This window comes from Ruegeria sp. YTSA108 (assembly GCF_059610185.1).
In genome coordinates, this window is sequence record NZ_JBXWND010000024.1 from 1 (window position 1) to 16593 (window position 16593).

The 16593-nt window shown below is 55.1% G+C and carries 18 protein-coding genes; 5 read left to right on the top strand and 13 right to left on the bottom strand.

Annotation, left to right across the window (positions count from 1 at the left end; genetic code table 11):
- The first annotated feature begins 95 nt into the window (after nucleotides 1–95).
- Together AC2FHW_RS19440 and AC2FHW_RS19445 are read left to right on the top strand one after the other, a co-directional pair.
- Nucleotides 96–1073 (top strand): HpcH/HpaI aldolase/citrate lyase family protein, encoded by a 978-nt coding sequence (locus AC2FHW_RS19440; RefSeq protein WP_142640422.1) that lies wholly within the window; start codon nucleotides 96–98, stop codon nucleotides 1071–1073.
- 7 nt (nucleotides 1074–1080) lie between these two features.
- Nucleotides 1081–2364 (top strand): glycerate kinase type-2 family protein, encoded by a 1284-nt coding sequence (locus tag AC2FHW_RS19445; protein ID WP_281996144.1) that lies wholly within the window; start codon nucleotides 1081–1083, stop codon nucleotides 2362–2364.
- A 794-nt stretch (nucleotides 2365–3158) separates the two neighbouring features.
- Here the strand turns inward: AC2FHW_RS19445 and AC2FHW_RS19450 are convergent.
- Nucleotides 3159–4160, bottom strand: coding sequence for a hypothetical protein (locus AC2FHW_RS19450; RefSeq protein ID WP_496822482.1), 1002 nt, complete (start codon nucleotides 4158–4160; stop codon nucleotides 3159–3161).
- Between the two features lie 55 nt (nucleotides 4161–4215).
- Here AC2FHW_RS19450 and AC2FHW_RS19455 point away from each other — a divergent pair, with 55 nt between their 5' ends.
- Both AC2FHW_RS19455 and AC2FHW_RS19460 read left to right on the top strand, forming a co-directional pair.
- Nucleotides 4216–4503, top strand: coding sequence for a transposase (locus AC2FHW_RS19455; protein WP_171127984.1), 288 nt, complete (start codon nucleotides 4216–4218; stop codon nucleotides 4501–4503).
- A gap of 26 nt (nucleotides 4504–4529) precedes the next feature.
- The gene (locus AC2FHW_RS19460) at nucleotides 4530–5495 is read left to right on the top strand and encodes a DDE-type integrase/transposase/recombinase (protein WP_271952709.1); all 966 of its coding nucleotides are present in this window, start codon (nucleotides 4530–4532) and stop codon (nucleotides 5493–5495) included.
- Here the strand turns inward: AC2FHW_RS19460 and AC2FHW_RS19465 are convergent.
- From AC2FHW_RS19465 to AC2FHW_RS19515, 11 genes are all read right to left on the bottom strand, one after another.
- Complete coding sequence (locus AC2FHW_RS19465; protein WP_271952692.1) at nucleotides 5438–6427, bottom strand: HupE/UreJ family protein; 990 nt, start codon at nucleotides 6425–6427, stop codon at nucleotides 5438–5440. The genes AC2FHW_RS19460 and AC2FHW_RS19465 overlap by 58 nt on opposite strands.
- Nucleotides 6424–7254: a peptidyl-prolyl cis-trans isomerase gene (locus AC2FHW_RS19470; protein ID WP_271952694.1), complete on the bottom strand. Its 831-nt coding sequence runs from the start codon at nucleotides 7252–7254 to the stop codon at nucleotides 6424–6426. The genes AC2FHW_RS19465 and AC2FHW_RS19470 overlap by 4 nt, the downstream gene beginning before the upstream one ends.
- Nucleotides 7255–7414: 160 nt before the next feature.
- A complete protein-coding gene (locus AC2FHW_RS19475) occupies nucleotides 7415–9337 on the bottom strand; it encodes a DUF3604 domain-containing protein (RefSeq protein ID WP_496822484.1) in 1923 nt (640 codons plus the stop codon).
- A 495-nt stretch (nucleotides 9338–9832) separates the two neighbouring features.
- On the bottom strand, nucleotides 9833–10666 hold the full coding sequence (locus AC2FHW_RS19480; protein ID WP_271952698.1) for a methyltransferase domain-containing protein: 834 nt from the start codon (nucleotides 10664–10666) through the stop codon (nucleotides 9833–9835).
- Between the two features lie 198 nt (nucleotides 10667–10864).
- Complete coding sequence (locus tag AC2FHW_RS19485; protein WP_496789071.1) at nucleotides 10865–11665, bottom strand: enoyl-CoA hydratase; 801 nt, start codon at nucleotides 11663–11665, stop codon at nucleotides 10865–10867.
- Between the two features lie 7 nt (nucleotides 11666–11672).
- A complete protein-coding gene (locus AC2FHW_RS19490; RefSeq protein WP_496822486.1) occupies nucleotides 11673–12536 on the bottom strand; it encodes an MBL fold metallo-hydrolase in 864 nt (287 codons plus the stop codon).
- 36 nt (nucleotides 12537–12572) lie between these two features.
- The gene (locus AC2FHW_RS19495) at nucleotides 12573–12773 is read right to left on the bottom strand and encodes a rhodanese-like domain-containing protein (RefSeq protein ID WP_334223334.1); all 201 of its coding nucleotides are present in this window, start codon (nucleotides 12771–12773) and stop codon (nucleotides 12573–12575) included.
- A 45-nt stretch (nucleotides 12774–12818) separates the two neighbouring features.
- A complete protein-coding gene (locus AC2FHW_RS19500) occupies nucleotides 12819–12962 on the bottom strand; it encodes a hypothetical protein (RefSeq protein WP_334223335.1) in 144 nt (47 codons plus the stop codon).
- 123 nt (nucleotides 12963–13085) lie between these two features.
- The gene (locus AC2FHW_RS19505) at nucleotides 13086–13550 is read right to left on the bottom strand and encodes a CoA-binding protein (protein WP_142640390.1); all 465 of its coding nucleotides are present in this window, start codon (nucleotides 13548–13550) and stop codon (nucleotides 13086–13088) included.
- Nucleotides 13551–13919 carry a 2Fe-2S iron-sulfur cluster-binding protein gene (locus tag AC2FHW_RS19510; protein WP_142640391.1) on the bottom strand — a complete coding sequence of 123 codons (369 nt, stop codon included), beginning with the start codon at nucleotides 13917–13919 and terminating at the stop codon, nucleotides 13551–13553.
- A complete protein-coding gene (locus tag AC2FHW_RS19515) occupies nucleotides 13916–15271 on the bottom strand; it encodes a selenium-binding family protein (RefSeq protein WP_496703445.1) in 1356 nt (451 codons plus the stop codon). Before AC2FHW_RS19515 ends, AC2FHW_RS19510 begins: the two co-directional genes overlap by 4 nt.
- A 72-nt stretch (nucleotides 15272–15343) precedes the next feature.
- Between AC2FHW_RS19515 and AC2FHW_RS19520 the strand changes: the two genes are divergently transcribed.
- Nucleotides 15344–16105, top strand: coding sequence for an IclR family transcriptional regulator (locus AC2FHW_RS19520; RefSeq protein ID WP_496822489.1), 762 nt, complete (start codon nucleotides 15344–15346; stop codon nucleotides 16103–16105).
- Nucleotides 16106–16319: 214 nt separating this feature from the next.
- Here the strand turns inward: AC2FHW_RS19520 and AC2FHW_RS19525 are convergent.
- Nucleotides 16320–16593, bottom strand: a 274-nt coding sequence (locus AC2FHW_RS19525) for an SOS response-associated peptidase family protein (RefSeq protein ID WP_496822491.1), incomplete at its 5' end; no start/stop codon positions are given.

Below are 16593 nucleotides of genomic sequence, written 5' to 3' on the forward strand. Positions count from 1 at the left end.
ACGGTGAGGTCGAGGCCAAAGTCAAAACCGAAGTCGCAAACCTCTGCGCCAGATTCCCTATCTATCCAAACTTGTAAACTGAAGGACACCAACCCATGAGCTTTCATTCCATCGAACAGGCTCCTGCCCGCCTAAACCGTAGCGAACTCGCCGTGCCTGGCAGCCAACCCGGAATGTTCGAAAAGGCCGCACAATCGGACGTGGATGTCATCTTCCTTGATCTGGAGGACGCCGTCGCGCCGGACGAGAAAGAACAGGCCCGCAAAAACATCATTGAGGCTCTGAACGACATCGACTGGGGCAGCAAGACCATGTCGGTACGCATCAACGGGCTCGACACGCATTACATGTACCGCGATGTGGTGGATGTGGTTGAACAGGCTGGCGAACGACTTGATCTGATCATGATCCCCAAGGTCGGCACCGCGGCAGATGTCTATGCCGTCGACATGATGGTCACGCAAATCGAGGATGCAAAGGGGTACAAAAAGCGCATCGGATTCGAGCATATCATCGAAACTGCGTTGGGGATGCAGAACGTCAGTGAGATCGCGGCGGCGTCGAAACGTAACGAAAGCCTGCATTTCGGCGTAGCCGACTATGCCGCCTCGACCCGCGCGCGGACGACTATTATCGGCGGTGTTAACCCGGATTATTCCGTTCTGACTGACGCCGATACGGACGGAGGACGCCTGACCCATTGGGGAGATATGTGGCACTATGCGCTTGCCCGCATGGTTGTGGCTGCCCGCGCCAATGGTTTGCGCCCGATCGACGGCCCTTTTGGAGACTTCCAAGACCCGGACGGCTACAAAGCCGCCGCAAAGCGCGCGGCAGTATTAGGCTGCGAGGGCAAATGGGCCATCCATCCCAGCCAGATTTCACTGGCAAACGATGTTATGTCGCCGGGCGACGCCGAAGTCACCAAGGCACAACGCATTCTCGAAGCAATGGCCGAAGCCGAAGCAGCGGGAAAGGGAGCTGTTTCGTTGGATGGCCGCCTGATCGACTATGCTTCGATCCGTCAAGCTGAAGTTATGGTTGAAAAGGCCCGTCAAATCGCAGCAGCATGATCGCCTCATGACTTTACAATCGTCCATGTCTCAACGCGATTGTGCCGCCAACATATTTGCCGAAGCCATAGCCGCGGCAGATCCGGCGGTATCCCTGAGCAGACGGCTGCAATCAGCCCCATTGCCTGCGCCCAAACAGGGTGGGCGCAGCATCCTAATCGCGATTGGCAAAGCGGCCCCAGCCATGATGGCGGAAGCCTTGCAAAACGTTCAGGGTGATCATGTCGCTCTGGCCGTGACCCATTCCGAAAACCAAGCGGTCGTACCCGGTGCAACTGTGTTGAACAGTGCACACCCCGTTCCGGACGAACGGGGCCTCAAAGCCGGTCGCCAGATCATTGATCTGCTCAGCGCAGCACGCGAGCAAGATCAGATCATAGCGCTGATCTCTGGCGGGGGATCGGCCCTTGTTCCGGCACCTGTGGACGGATTGTCCCTATCGGATAAGATTGTGGTCAACGAGCTCTTGTTGTCTTCCGGATTGGACATCGTGCACATGAACCTGGTGCGCCAGCATCTGAGCCAGCTCAAGGGCGGAGGGTTTCTGCGACACGGTTCACCTGCACCGGTCACAGCCTATATTCTGTCGGATGTGATCGGAGATGACCTGCGTGCCGTTGCCAGCGGCCCCACTTCTCCACCCATCGGAACCCAAGCCGATGCCCGCAGGATCTGCATTGGGGCTGGCATCTGGAAGCGTCTTCCCCAATCCGTGCGGGACCATCTAGAACACAGCGTTCCTGAACAGACGATAGCAGTTGAAGCGACAAATCATCTGATCGGGTCGAACACGATAAGCCTTGAGGCTGCGCATCGCTGTGCGGCGCAGTTTTGTCGGGCTGAAATTGCCTCCAAAGCACTGACAGGAGACGTGTCCGACGCTGCACGTCAGATTCTGCAAGCGGCCCGTTCTGTGGCTTCCGACCGCCCGGTCGCTCTGCTTTTCGGAGGGGAGACAACCGTCCGGCTGCTGGGTGCGGGTCTTGGTGGGCGCAATCAGGAACTAGCGCTGCGCGTCGCCCAACTGGCGCAAGGGGAAGCTATTCCCGGCAACTGGATTTTCCTCAGCGGTGGAACAGATGGCCGTGATGGTCCGACCCCCGCAGCGGGTGCGATTGTGGATGTGGGAACATTCGACCGTATCCGCGATGCGGGGCAAAATCCGTCCACGCTGTTGGCAAACAACGACAGTCACCGGGCATTGGGACTATCGGGTGATCTTCTGATGACTGGTGCGACCGGAACCAATGTTGCAGATATCCAAGTATTGCTGCTTGGCCCTGATGCTTGAGCGCGCACTAAACTTGGCGGGCATCAAAGTCGATATAGCGTCAGAGATGTTGAATTTGAGAGTATCCCCTTGAAGAGTAATGCCTGAATCCGTCGAGAAAGGTCCGATTCATGCGATAGCCTGATTTCAAAGCCATATAAGAGGCGTTTATTCCAATGTCACAGGCGATGTTTTAGGCTCTGACGGAGGGATACAGGCATTATTTTTTACGGAATGTTTGGCGTTGATCGGCGTGTAAGCATTTGTAATTTTCGTTCTAAAGCTGATTTTTGGAGTAGGGTTTGAACCTTTGGCCTTCAGGACATGGTCCTGACGAGGTGAGATCGTGCAGCAAACAGTCCGGTGGGCTGTTTGTAGATCCGACGGGCGGTTCTGTTGTATTTGGTTGCGGGAGGGCGCAAACGCCGTTGTCGAACGCAGTTAAAATGCGTGATGAAAGCGTTTTCTTTTTGAAAGAAGACGTTCCTCTCAATACACTTGTATGACCGCATTGAGCCCAAAGCAGTCGAATTGAAATCGCGACCTTCGCTCATTCAGCAAAACGAGCGCATTAGACACGCGCTGCATCGCAACCTAACATGCGGCCGTTGGTCGTGGCCGCAACGATGTCGGAAAGGCCTATGACCGAGTTGCGGACGAGGTCGACTGCCGAAATCGTTCTATAAAATGCTATTTGCCAGCAACTGATTGCAATAATTTTCCGGTCTCAAGACGAGTAAATCGCGAGGGAAGTTGTCCACTTCGCAATTCTGTCGAAATTAAATATCGAAAACAATGGTCAACCGCCCTGCTTTTCACTTCGACAACGCTGCGCGTGTTTCGGCAAGACCCTCATAAACGGCGTCGACCACAGTTGGGTGCATGTTGTGCCCTTGGAGCCAAGACCTCGGGTCGTTGGCAAGCAGCGGGTCGAGTTCAGCCATTGCATCAAAAGCTGCTTTAGAGGCCTCGGTGTTAGCAAGCTGGTTGTGTGCGATGGCAAGCATCGCCTGACCGAACGACCACCCATCGATGGCAGCCCTGTCTGCGTTTGCGAGCATTTCTGGCCAGTCCTTTTTGAGCAAACTGTCAGCGGTTAGCACGTGATAGTAAAATGGCGGCGGCGCGACCGACGCATCGATGGCCCGGCGCATGGTTGGTGCTGCCTCTGAAAAACGGCCGGCGATCGCGTATCGGATGGCAAGGTTGGCGACCGCTGCCGGATCGTTCGGGTTCACCTCTACCGCTTTTCGCGCATAGTCTATCGAACGCTCCATATCGCCAGCGTATTGCTCAACATGCGACATCGCCTGGAGTGCGTCGGTATCTTGCGGGTCCAGATCGAGCGCGCGAGTCGCAGCGTCGCGCGCCAGATCAAATGCCGCCTCTCTCGACAGGTCGGTCTCATGTCCGAAACGGGCTGCATCGTTGCGAACATATGCAAGCATGGCCCAGGCGCGGGCATAGTCAGGGTCTTCGAGAACAGTCGCTTCCAGACATTCCCGTACTGCCGGATACTCATCGCGGTGGTAGGTGCGCCGGTAAATCTGCGCACTCGCCACACAGGAAAAGCCCCGCAAACTGTGATCGTTCGGATTATCGAGCCGCGTTCCGCGCACGTCGCGTAGCACATAGCCGTGCTGTTGCCCGATGCGAGATGCGAATTGTGACGCAATTTTTTCCTGAATGCCGGTGATGCTGAGGCCTTGGGTACCTTCTATGAAACGCTCACTCCACAAAACCTGTGCATCAGCGGCGCGGATCAGACTTGCGCGAACGTAAAGCAAACCGTCTTCCCGCCACACGCTGCCCTGCATTGTCTTTGCCCCCTAAAATTGGGCCACTACTTTGGCCGAGAAGGGGGAACAAGAGATGGCTCGGAAGCGATACTCGGACGAAGACATTCTGAAGCTGCTGCGTGAGATTGAACTGAAGCTGGCAGATGGCGACGATGTTCGGACAGCCTGTCGTGGTGTTGGTGTCAGCGATGCGACCTACTACAATTGGCGGCGTCGGTTCGGTGGCATGGGCAAGTCGCAACTGTCGGAGTTGCGCAGCCTGGAGAAAGAAAATGCCCGGCTGAAGAAGATCGTGGCCGAACTGGAACTGGACAAGCTGATCCTCAAAGAAAGTCTGAACTACCTAAAACCGAGGGCCTGACGACGAGCCAACTTCGTCAGGCCGTCATTCATGCTCGCCAGAAGCTTGGCACATCAGAGCGTCGCACCTGCAAGGTGGTCGGACTTGCACGCAGCTCCATGCAATACCAGGCCGTAGAGAAGAACGATGATGCTCTTCGACTGGCCATGATCCGTCTGGCCAAGAGCTATGGCCGGTATGGCTACCGTAAGGTGGCGCAGCTGCTTCGGGTTGAGGGCTGGCGTGTCAATCACAAGAAGGTAGAACGGCTGTGGCGGGAGGAAGGTCTGCAACTCCCGCAGCGGCACAAGAAGAAGCGTCGCCTGTACCACAAGGACAGTTCGATCATTCGGCTCCGACCGACGCATCCCAACCATGTCTGGAGCGTCGATTTCGTTCACGACAAGCTGAGCAATGGGCGGAGCTACAAGATGCTCACGGTTCTGGATGAATACACCCGCCAGGCGCTTGCAGTGGAAGTTCGGACCCGCATGGGTTCTGAAGATGTGCTGGAGGTTCTCTACGGGCTGTTCCTGCGCCACGGAAAGCCTGATTTCGTTCGAAGCGATAACGGCCCAGAGTTCTCTTCACGAGCAACCCAGAGTTGGCTCGAGAAGGTCGGTGTGAACCCGATCCGGATCTACCCGGGGCTCTCCCTGGGAGAACGGATACAACGAGAGGTTCAATGGAACGCTCCGCCGCGAGGTTCTCAATTCCGAATGGTTCACAACGACCAAGCAGACACAGATCGTGATCAATTGCTGGCTCAGGCAATACAACCACACCCGACCCCATCAGGCCCTCAACATGCGCCCACCAGTCCCCGAAACTCTAGTCCGAAATGGCCCAGAACATGGGGGCTAGACAACAAACGTTGGGCATACGACGAAGTGGGCTTTTGTGCGCAGGCGCATTCTGCGCGGTTGCACCTGAACCGACACCGAGGCAAAGCGCTTCAGAATCCACTTATGCGTTCTATGAGCCAGTACATCGATACCGACCCGATGCCATAGGCTGTAATCACAGTCGCCCTTTGGCTAACTGGACGTGCTATCAACCGCCAGATCGCGACAAGAAGTGCCAAGGCCCCGACAAAACTCAACTGGCCGGCCTCGACGCCCAGGTTGAAGGCAAGCAAGGCTGCAGGAATATCGTTTGAGGGTAGTCCGATATCGGCCAAAGCGCCTGCAAAACCAAGGCCATGCAAAAGCCCAAACCCGAAACAAACGACCCAGGGCTTCTGCTTTGAAAGTCGGAAACGCCCGTCGCCAACCTTAACAATTTCCATCGCCAGAAAAACAATAGAAAGCGCAATGATGGCCTCGACCGGCGGACCAGGGACATTCAGAAAACCAAGCGTTGCCAATGCCAGTGTTATTGAATGCGCCAGTGTGAATGCTGTGACTGCTCCCACCAGTCTCCACGGATCGCGGACCAGAACAAACAACGCGAAGACAAACAGCAGATGATCCCAACCTTCCAGTATGTGTTCAAAACCCAACTGGAAATACGCGGTGAAAACAGACCATGTGGTCTGTTCAGAAGGTATGTTCTGAACGGCTGTCTCTGGTGTGAACCGAAGCGTCGTGGGCTCAGCCTGCAGGGGCTGCACTCGGACCAATACGTCGTTCTTTTGAACCTCCAGACCTTCTATCTGGATGGGTTGGCCCGCAATATCCCCGCGGCACTCGATAACCCAGGAAGAAACCCATGCTCTGCCATCGGAAATTGGGGTAGGGCCGCGCGCCGGGGTGCAACCATCCGGCGCCATGACATCAATCGCCATGGGTTGACCATTCACATCGGGTTTTCGCCAATGAACGCTCCAGGTGTCCGATGTGATTTGGCGAATTTCCAAGTACCCCGGATCAAGCGCATGCGCCGAGGCATTTCCTGCAACCCACGCAATCAGCAAGGCAAACAGTAGGCCAAATACAGCTTTCATTTGGTTTGACCTGAGAGAGCGGGCACTATGATCTCATAGTTGGCAGCAAGAATCTCATATTGCGCTTGCGCCAGATCTTCGCTCATCACGCGACGCCAATCCCGCAGCACGGCATCGTGAATTTCTGACAATGGGGGTATTTGACTAGGTTCGATGTCTTGCACCTGAACCAGATGGACCCCGTAACCCGACTGGATCGGGCCAGCCCACTGACCTTTATCCAATGTTGTAAGACCCTTGGAAAAGCCAGATCCAAAGACCGAGTCTATCACTCTGGTCGCAGTCAAGGGCATAGATGCGGGCAGCAGTGTCGAGGCGCCCAGGTCGGAAACCTCATCTCCCGCGCGCAGGGCGGCCAAGACCCCCTCGATTTCAGCTTTGTTTGGCTCCTCACCAATAAAGACCTGAATGAAGGCCAGCTTGCTGGGCGTCGCATAGCGCTCCGAGTTGTTTTGCAAAAAGGCCTCTAAATCTTCGTCTTCCGGAACAACAGACGTGGCGATCGCTTCGGTCAGGAAATCCATTTTTTGACTGAGACGAGACCGGATCACAGAGTCTCCGCGATCAAGGCCAAGCTTTCTGGCTTCTCTGACCAGTACCTCTTCGCGAATTGTTGCATCAGTCAAAGCTTGCAGCTCGGCACCGCTTGGGCGCCGTTTCCACCGTGCTTCAAACTGATCAGACAAAAGCGCGATATCGTTTTCGTCGATTGTTATTGTCACAAAATCTTCGACAGTCTCGTTTTCCGGCGCAACTATTTGGAACCAAATGAAAATAGCTGCTCCAATCAGGAAAAAATGGAACAGGGGTTCTTTCAATATTCGCATGAAGGCTCCTGCATGAAACGCGCTCCGGTTTTACGTATCGATGCTGACATCAGTCGATTGAGCATTGCAAGAAAATCAACGCTACGCACAAATCAATCGTCTGGTGAATGGGCCGAGGTAAAGGCTTCTACCTCGGTTGCCAACGCCGTGATCGGCAGTGTTACTCTGCCGGTGTATACCAAATCGGGGAAGAGTAAGCGCGTTCCTGATGTGTGAGCACCGCGTCTTCGGGCAATTCGGCGCCAAATCTCAGCTCATCGTAAAGGATCCAACGCGGTGTTGGAATTTCGATCGCACGTACGTAATAAAATGCGCGTGCATTTGGATCGAATTCAGGATCAGACCAAACGGTTACAAGTTCGGCAGTTCCAATCGTGTTGGTCCAACTGGCGGTTTCAACATCAACTGTGTTTCCAACCGCAGGGATCTTGCCGTTTTGGTCAGCAACACGGTTGTCCGACCACGCCACATCGTAAACCTTTTCCTGCAAGGCCCCTTCAGAATCCAGCCAACCCTTTACCACCTGCACGCGATCCAGATTGGCACCAACCGGGTCGCGTAGTGCAGCGATCAGGAATGCGGGCGCACCTTCACCCTCGCGAGGTCGCAGATCCGAGCCCATCGGAACACCTTTGGTGTAGCCCACATCTGCAAGGAAGCGTGTTTCAACATCCGCGTCACTGAAACCCCAACCGCCAAAGAACCGCAGGCCGATCCGAGGTCCGGTGGTTGCATAGGTTTCGCGTCGCTTGAACGCATCGAAGATTGCAGCGCGAGTATTATCGGTCGCCCAAACTGCCGTGTATCCCGATGCGACAAGAAGGTCGCCAGGAATTTCGCCAAGGTCATTGGCGATGAAAGGATGCTTTATTCTCGTGGCCGATGGTTCAACGCTGACGGATTTTCCAAAGAAGTTGTCTTCTTCGGCAGTCGCCAGAGACGTATGGCTGTCCGTTGCTCCGCCCATGCCGAACTTATATGGGTTAACGCCGAACTTTTCTTCTAACAACAAACCGCGCTTCAAAGCTTCTCGGGCGTATTCGCCAGCCAGCATGTCATCGGTTTTCAACTCGGTTATGTCGAGGTTGCCGACGTCCCAGTTTTCGTAATCCGCGAATTCATCATCGGGGCTCAGGAAGGGGTGCGCTTCGCCGTCGCCCTTGATCTGCGTGACTTCATAGTGGGGTTCCCATTTCGCGCGGGCGGCCACATATTCCTCGTCTACCTTGCCACCGTGATAGGTGTCTTCGGTCGGGAACATCCATCCGTTCGAAAGGTTGCCGTTATGGGCGAAAGCTACCGCCCGACCGCCCGTTTTTTCTTGATAGTCTTCCAGCCATGCATATAGCGCCTTTGGGTCGGTATCACCAAAGGGTGGTTGCGTGACCGGCGGCACCATCTGAAGCGCCCTGATCGGCCCATCACGCAGCATGACGTTTCGATGCAGATTGAAACCCTTGGGTACAGAGGTCCATTCGAATCCGATGAACGCCGTGAAATTGCCGGGGTCGTTATGTTCTTCCGCAGCCAGAACGATTTGCTCCCAAGTAAAAGCAAAAGCGTCAGCACCCGGGCTGTAAGATTCCAGAAGAACTTCTGGCAGGGTCATTTGCGAAAAGTTGGTGATGATGTCGAACGCCGCTTTGCCGGCCTCTTCGCCACCTGCCTTGTAACCTTCGTACCATTCCAATCCTTTTGAATCCGCAAGGACGCCCGGCTTACCAGCCTGAAGGTCCGGGGCAAATCCCATCAGGTCAGTGTGATCCGTGAGAACCATCCAGTCGAGAGGCCGGGCCAGTCTTACTGGTTGACCCGTGGATGAAATGACCTGTTCGCCTTTTGCAAAGCGCCAAGCTTCATCGGGTAACAGTGTGTTCCCGAAAGCACCTGCATCCAGCGAAAGTCCGGTGTGAAGATGCGAGTCTCCCCACAGCGGGCGCTCAGGGAAAGTCCGGTTCGCATATGGTGAATACGGCTGCTTTGAGAACAAGCCTTCCGCCGCTTCTTCGCTAGGAACAGCGTCGGCAAAGACCGTCGATGATGCCAGCCCCAGTGAGATAGAATAAACAAAAGCTCGAAGCATATAGACCTCCCAACTCAAGATCGCCCGGTGGTGCCCGTGACTTACATCTCAAGAATTAATATTCCTATTTCTCTATATAACATCAATTTTCCATTTGTGGGAATACTCAGCTCTCGGCTTTGTCACGATGATGCAAGTAGGAGTGTGGCTGCCGAAGTTGGTCTGAAAATGACTCGATAAGTCATAGCCTCGATTGTTGGGCTCAACATTGAGAACGGAAGCTTTGGAGAAATTGCGGTTTGAATTGGCGAATGTCCATCGTGAGCCATGTATGCACTTTAGCAAAGTCGGCATAGCTGCGCTTAGATGACATTCTTGGCTATCGCGGTCTGGATCATTTTGGGCTCTCCTTAAACCTATGCCGCGACTTGCACCGAGGGCCGCTCTGGTACGAAACGACTTTTGCGGCACGCGTGTGAACAGACAAAACGCGGGACAATCCGGACACTTGGATGAATGGCGACGACGCCCATTTCAGCACATCGTTCCGATCGGCTAGGCAACGACCGCCGAGGTCACGACAGACGGAATTGGCACGTCCCATTCAGGACCCACACCGTGCTTTGCCAGAACTTTGGCCACAACCGCCACTCGGATTGCGGCCAAATTCGTTGTAGGTTGAGGGCGCAAAAGGGCGCCACCTCGGGCCGTTTCTTCAAGAAAGAAATCGAACGGTGCGCCCGGATCACTAACCTGCCATTTCGACGCGACGATGGTTTGATGGCAATCTGAAAAACCGGCCTTGGCGAGTACGGGAAAGGCGATAGTCGGATCGGCATAATCATTTGCCCCGGGACCCGGTGGCAAGGCAATCTCTGGCGACCCGTGTTCCTCAATGGCGCCAAAAACATACCCCAGCGCAGTGTCAAATTCGGGCCCGCACCACACCGAATACGCCAGCCGACCGCCGTCGCGCAAAACACGGCGAACTTCTGCCAACACTTTCGGGGGGTCCGGCATATTCGGCATTCCAAAGCCAATTGTTACAGCGTCAAACGTATTGTCTTCAAAGCTCAAGGCCACCGCATCGCCTTCAACGAACTGAGCCTGTGGCACCGCCAGCCGCGCCATCTCAAGCATGGCGGGTGAGAAATCAAGGCCCGTTACGCGAGCACCTGTGTTGAAAAGGCCTGCGGATACATTGCCATGTCCGCAGCACAAATCGAGCACACGAGTGTCCGGTCCAGCACAAACCGCAGCGACCAGGTGTGGGACAACCATGTCCGCCGCCTTGGCAAACACCTCGGCATAGGACTGTGCCACATCGCACTTGGCCCATTCGCGCCTTTCGAGGGCGGCAAATGTGTCCTGTTCCTGATTGTCAGGCATCCAACATCTCCTCAATCGCCACGTTTTGGAGGACCGCCGAAAGGGGCAAATTGTCAAGTTCGCCAAGTGAAATGGGCATTCGCCGTCATTTGCGAGTAGGTTGCTTTGGGTGCACGCGCTCGACGCGTTTGAGGATCGAAACCGGTGACAGGGCGGTGTGGTTCGCTGCATTACGGGCAAGCTCCGGGCCCTCGTAGATCATTCCCCGGTCCATTTAGGCATCGGTTCTTTGCGGGTGAAGGCCCCGATACCGGCCTCGGCATCTTTGGCCATCATGTTTTCCGCCATCGTGCGACCGGCAAAGGCGTAGGCCTCTTCCAGCGGCATTTCGAGCTGTTCGTAATAGGCACGCTTGCCGATCTTGACGGCGGACGGCGATTTGTAGGCAATGATCCTAGCCATTTCTGTGGATGCCGCTTCCAGTTCCGCCAAGGGCACCACGCGGTTGACCAACCCCATTTCGGCGACGCGGGCTGCGGGCAAGAATTCCCCCAAAAGCAACATTTCCATCGCCAGCTTGCGCGGCACATTGCGCGAAAGCGCGACCATCGGGGTTGAGCAGAATAGCCCGATATTCACGCCCGATGTTGCGAAAGTTGCGTTGTCGGCGGCCACCGCCAGATCACAGGACGCAACAAGCTGACACCCCGCCGCTGTGGCAATCCCTTTGACCTCGGCGATTACAGGTTGCGGCAAGCGCACCACCCGAAGCATCATCGCCGAACACGTCGCAAACAGGTCTTGGAAATACTGAAACCCACCGTCGGCATCCGCCCGGCGCGCCGACATTTCTTTGAGGTTATGACCCGCGCAAAAGTGATTGCCGCCGGTACGCAAGATCACTGCTTTGACACTGCGATCTTCTGCGATTTCGTCAAATGTGTCAGACAGAGCGCGTAGCATCGCCTCTGACAACGCATTAATCGACTTGGGCGCGTTCAGAGTCAGAACGGTAACGCCATCGATGTCAGCCCTCAGGATCAAATCATCGTTTTGCATTTCGCCCTCATAGGCCATTGAGTGGAACTTTCAGCATAGGTGCGCCGCTTTCGTCGCACGGGATTTCGCCGGCCCGCATGTTCACTTGCAGGGACGGAATGATCAGTTTGGGCATCGCCAGTTGCGCGTCACGCTCTGTTCGGAACTTGATGAAATCTTCGCGCGATTTGCCAGCACCCACATGGATGTTGTCGGCACGTTGCTGGCCAATTGTGGTCTCCCACGCGATGGCGCGCCCACCGGGGCCATAGTCGTGGCAGATGAACGGGCGCATCTCGCCGGGCAGGCTCAGCACGGTTTGGATAGAATCGTAAAGCTGCCCTGCATCACCACCCGGAAAGTCTGCGCGGGCTGAGCCGCCGTCAGGCATAAAGAGCGTGTCACCGGCAAAGGCGGCGTCGCCAATCACATGCACCATGCAGGCTGGTGTGTGGCCCGGCGTGGCAATCACAAAGGCTGTCATTTCGCCAATGGTGTAGGTGTCACCATCCTCGAATAAAGCATCAAACTGCGACCCGTCGCGTTGAAATTCCGTGCCTTCGTTGAAGATTTTGCCGAAGGTGTCCTGAATTTCGATGATGCCTGCACCAACGCCCATTTTGCCACCCAGCCTATCCTGAATATAGGGTGCAGCAGACAGGTGATCGGCATGGACATGGGTTTCAATGATCCATTCTACCGACAAGCCTTGTGACTGGATGGCGTCGATCAAGCGATCGGCACTGTCGTAAGTGATCCGCCCGGCGGCGTAATCCATATCCAGAACGCTGTCGATTATTGCACAGGCGTTAGATGCGGGGTCTTTCACGACATAAGAAATCGTGTTGCTGGCAGGATCAAAGAACCCTTCGACTTTAGGCTTTGCTGCCATATTGAGATTTGGGAAATTTGTTGAAGGTTCCATGATTTATTCCAGCGCGCCCCCGGCCTTTTTCCAGGCGCCAACGCCTCCGGTCAGGTTCACAACGGGCGACAGTCCCATATCCATGGCCACCACCGCCGCCATGGCAGAACGCCCACCCGATGCGCAATAGAACACGTAAGTCTTATCTTGACTGAACTCCGGCTTGTGCGCAGGACTTTCCGGGTCGATGTGGAATTCCATCATGCCGCGCGACGATGCGACAGCACCCTCAATGACGCCGGTTTTGGCCTATTCCGTACCATCGCGCTGATCGACAAAAACGTGATCGAGCGAGCCTACCAAGGCCAATGCCTCTTCGGCACTGATCGCAGGCACCGCTTTCGTGGCCACCTTTACGATGTCTTTCGCGCTTTTGGTGATTGTCTGAGCCATGTTTGGTTTCCTTTTTCGATTGGTTTTTGAGCCAGTCCAATAGTGCGTCGAGCGGCCAATTTATGGCACCGCTACGGCCGTATGCGCAGACAGATGTCACATGAGTTTCTGTGCCGCTCTCAGTCAAATTGCGAGATCAAGACGGGGCTTCCAGAACGGGCGGAACAGCTCGATCTTGGGGCAGCGGTTCATCACCACCTTCAGCCCCGCTTCTTCGGCAAGCGCGGCCGCGCGGTCATCATAAACGCCGATTTGGCCCCAAAGCACCTTGGCGCCGATTGCAATGGCTTTCTCGGTGATCGCGTAAAGTTCCTCTTTCGGGCGGAAGACCTCGACCATATCCACGGGCCGGTCGATCTCTTCCAGCGAATGAACGACAGGTATGCCGCGAATTTCGATCAGCTTTGGGTTTGGATTGACAGGGATCATGTCATAGCCCGTTTCGTGCAGCACACGCAGCACGCCATAGCTGAACTTGGTCTTGTCGCCACTGGCCCCCACCATCGCAATGGTTTTGACCGAACGCAGGATGTCCGCCAGATATTCGGGCGCGTAATCATACAGGTGATCGATGTCAGCTTCGGGCATTTAAGCCTCCTTAGGGGTCGCGATATCCGCCTTCAGCTCATGCGGCTCCAGCGGATCAAGGAAGGGGTTGCGATAAAGTTTGTCGTGGCTTTCGACGCCGATTTCCAATATGCAATCGCTCACCGCGCGGGCCACACACAGCAGAACATAGCCATTGTTGATCTGGCGATTGTTCAACGCCACTTGCCTGCGCTGATCCACTTCGCCAGCGGTCAGTTTGGCCGCACAGGTGATGCAGCCGCCGTATTTGCAGCCATAGGGCAGATCGACTCCCTGTTCGCGTAAAGCGTCCAGCAACGGACGGCGGGCGTCGACCTGATAGGTCGCATCATCGCGGTTGGCGATTGTGATTGTGCGGGTTTCGCTCACAGCCAGATGTCGCTTGTACAATCGCCACCGGGATAGCGGGTTTCATGGCAGCGGCTTGGTCCGTTTGGCTCTTTGCCAAAATCAACAACGAAATCTTCGTTGATTTTCATACCGCCGTTTTCGACATCACAGTCGATCATCAGCATGACACCGCCCTGGGTGCGAATTTCCGGATAGAACTGGTTGTCCCAGGTCGAGAACAGCGAGGTCGTGACATAAAGCCGTTTGCCATCAAGCGAGAGCTGATACATTTGCGGCCCGCCTGCCACTTTGACGCCATTGACCTCGGGCGCTTTGCCCAAAAGCCCGCCCATCCAAACCTGCCCGGTCAAAACAGGATTATGCGGGTCAGAGATGTCGTACTGGCGCATATCGCCGTGCAACCAGTTATTGAGGTAAAGGTATTTGTCGTCCATCGATACAAGGATGGCCGACATCACACCGGGCACGGGAATAGGCCATTCGGGATGCGGTTCATTCTCCACATCAATGATCTTTTCCCATTCCCATTTCCCAGCTTCGGACTTCCAGAAATGGATGACATTGGCGCTAAGCGCGGCACCGCAGAACCCATGTGTACTGTCAGGATCATGCAGAAACTTTACCTCCAGCGGGATCAGGCCGTCTTCGCCGAGATACATCGTCCCGACCGGCACCTTTTTCTCAAAATCCCAGATGTGCAGGCGGCGACCGTATTTCAGGTGGCCCACTTCTTCCAAATCAAACCCTGGCATGAATGTGTTGGGTGCGGCCCATTCGGAACTGACCATCACGTTATGGCGCGGCTGGTACCAGAAGTCATAACCAAACGGGATATCGCCCATTGAGTTTTCCCAACGACCAACGATCTCGAATTCTTTGTTGAGGTGCAGATAACCACCGGGCGCTTCGCCCTGTGCGTCACCTAAGAAGGAAATGATGATCTCAGAGCCCAAACAATGCACGGTGTGTGGGCCGCTCAGATTGGTTTTTGACTTGATCTCGGCCCCGTCAATCACCTTATGAAGGCGCGGAGCAAACGGGTCCGTCGCGGTGTCGATCACATGGATATTGTTGGACCGCACGCCTGGCACCAGCAGGTATTTACGGCTCATGCCCGCGTCGTCGTGGCAGGAAGAACAGGCATTCCAGCCCATGTGATGCAATTCATCCCCGATGCCGGGCATCTCTAAGCGATGGATGACTTGTGAATAGGTCGGGCTTTCCGGGTCGGCGTCCACGGTGGCTAGGTAGTCCGGCTTTTGAATGCCGGTGCCGGTGTAGATGGCAATTGTGTACAAGAGTTTTTCACGCGGCGCTTTGATCGCCTCGGCAGGGCTTGCATACCCCGGGCCACAACATGCTCCGTCCATCTTCACATTCCTCCCTTGCGATCATTTGAAGATTCTCGTAAATCGATAAAAAGATTCTCGCAAGGTAAAAATATGCATCTGGAACGCCTGACATTCATCCTCGAAGTTGTTGGACAAAAGGGCGAGGCTACAGTGGCCGAGATTTGCGCTCATTCTGACCTGCCTAAGCCGTCTGCCTACCGGTTGGTGCAGGACCTCGTCGGTGTGGGTCTACTGGAACCTGTTGCCCGTGGTACATTCACAATCGGCTCCCGCCTGAAGCGGATCACGAAAAGTGACCACTCTGATCGTGCACTGCTAGAGGTGATTGCGCCTGCGCTAAAGCAAGCCGCTAAACAATATGGCACCGCATTTTTCCTGTCCCGTCTGCGCGGAAAATCCGTGGAAATTATTCACGTTGAAACACCTGACACTGGGGTCTCCTATCTCCATCCCGGTTTGGGGAAACGACCCTTGCATGCCTGTTCCTGCTCTAAGGCCGTTGCTGCATTCTCACCCGACTTGTTTTTGACCAGCGAAATGGAAGGCCAGCTGCGCGCCTACACCGAATTCACCCTGACAAACGTGCAGGACTTGGAAGCCGAGTTTGACACCATTCGCAAGCGCGGCTTCGCAGAATGCGTGGAAGAGATTGAGCGCGGCATGTGTTCGGTGGCAGCTCCCCTTGCGCCAAGCGGGCCAGGTTCCACGATGTCCATCGGTGCAACCGGATCGGTACGGGTCTTTACGCCAACGTTCCGCGAAAAACTTGGTCCCCAGATCTCCCATATTGCGCGTGAAATGTCTGCAAATTTGGGTTGGGACGCGGCGCAGGATGCCAAAATATCAGGCTAACTTTTAGGTGGTCTTCGAATGTGGGCCTCTTCTAAATCTGATCTGAACTGACCTCCGCTCCACACAAACAAAAATGCAACGCCGAACGTTCGAACGTCTCGCAGCATTCAGAAGAATGGGCTCGGTGCAGTCATCTGACAAAAATCGTCGGATGTCCAAGGCGCGATCGTAGGCGGACATTCATTGATCGGAACTCGCTAAAAAACCATGCCGTTCAAAGACTAGTGTCAGACATTTCTCCTGCGCCCGATTTGACGATATCCATCTCATCTGAGGCATAGGGTTTAAGCAGTTCAAAGGCCTCCGCAGCGCTGCCAACCAACCAGACCTCATAGTCACAAGGATGGAGTATGACCCGCATTCTCTGCGGATGTATCGGACGCACAATGTCATTCGCTGAGGTGGTTAACTTCGCCGCGTTTGCTTCCACGGTGCTTTCAGTTGTGATGGCGCAACGCAAAAGCCCGCTCTGGCACGGTGTGTAATAT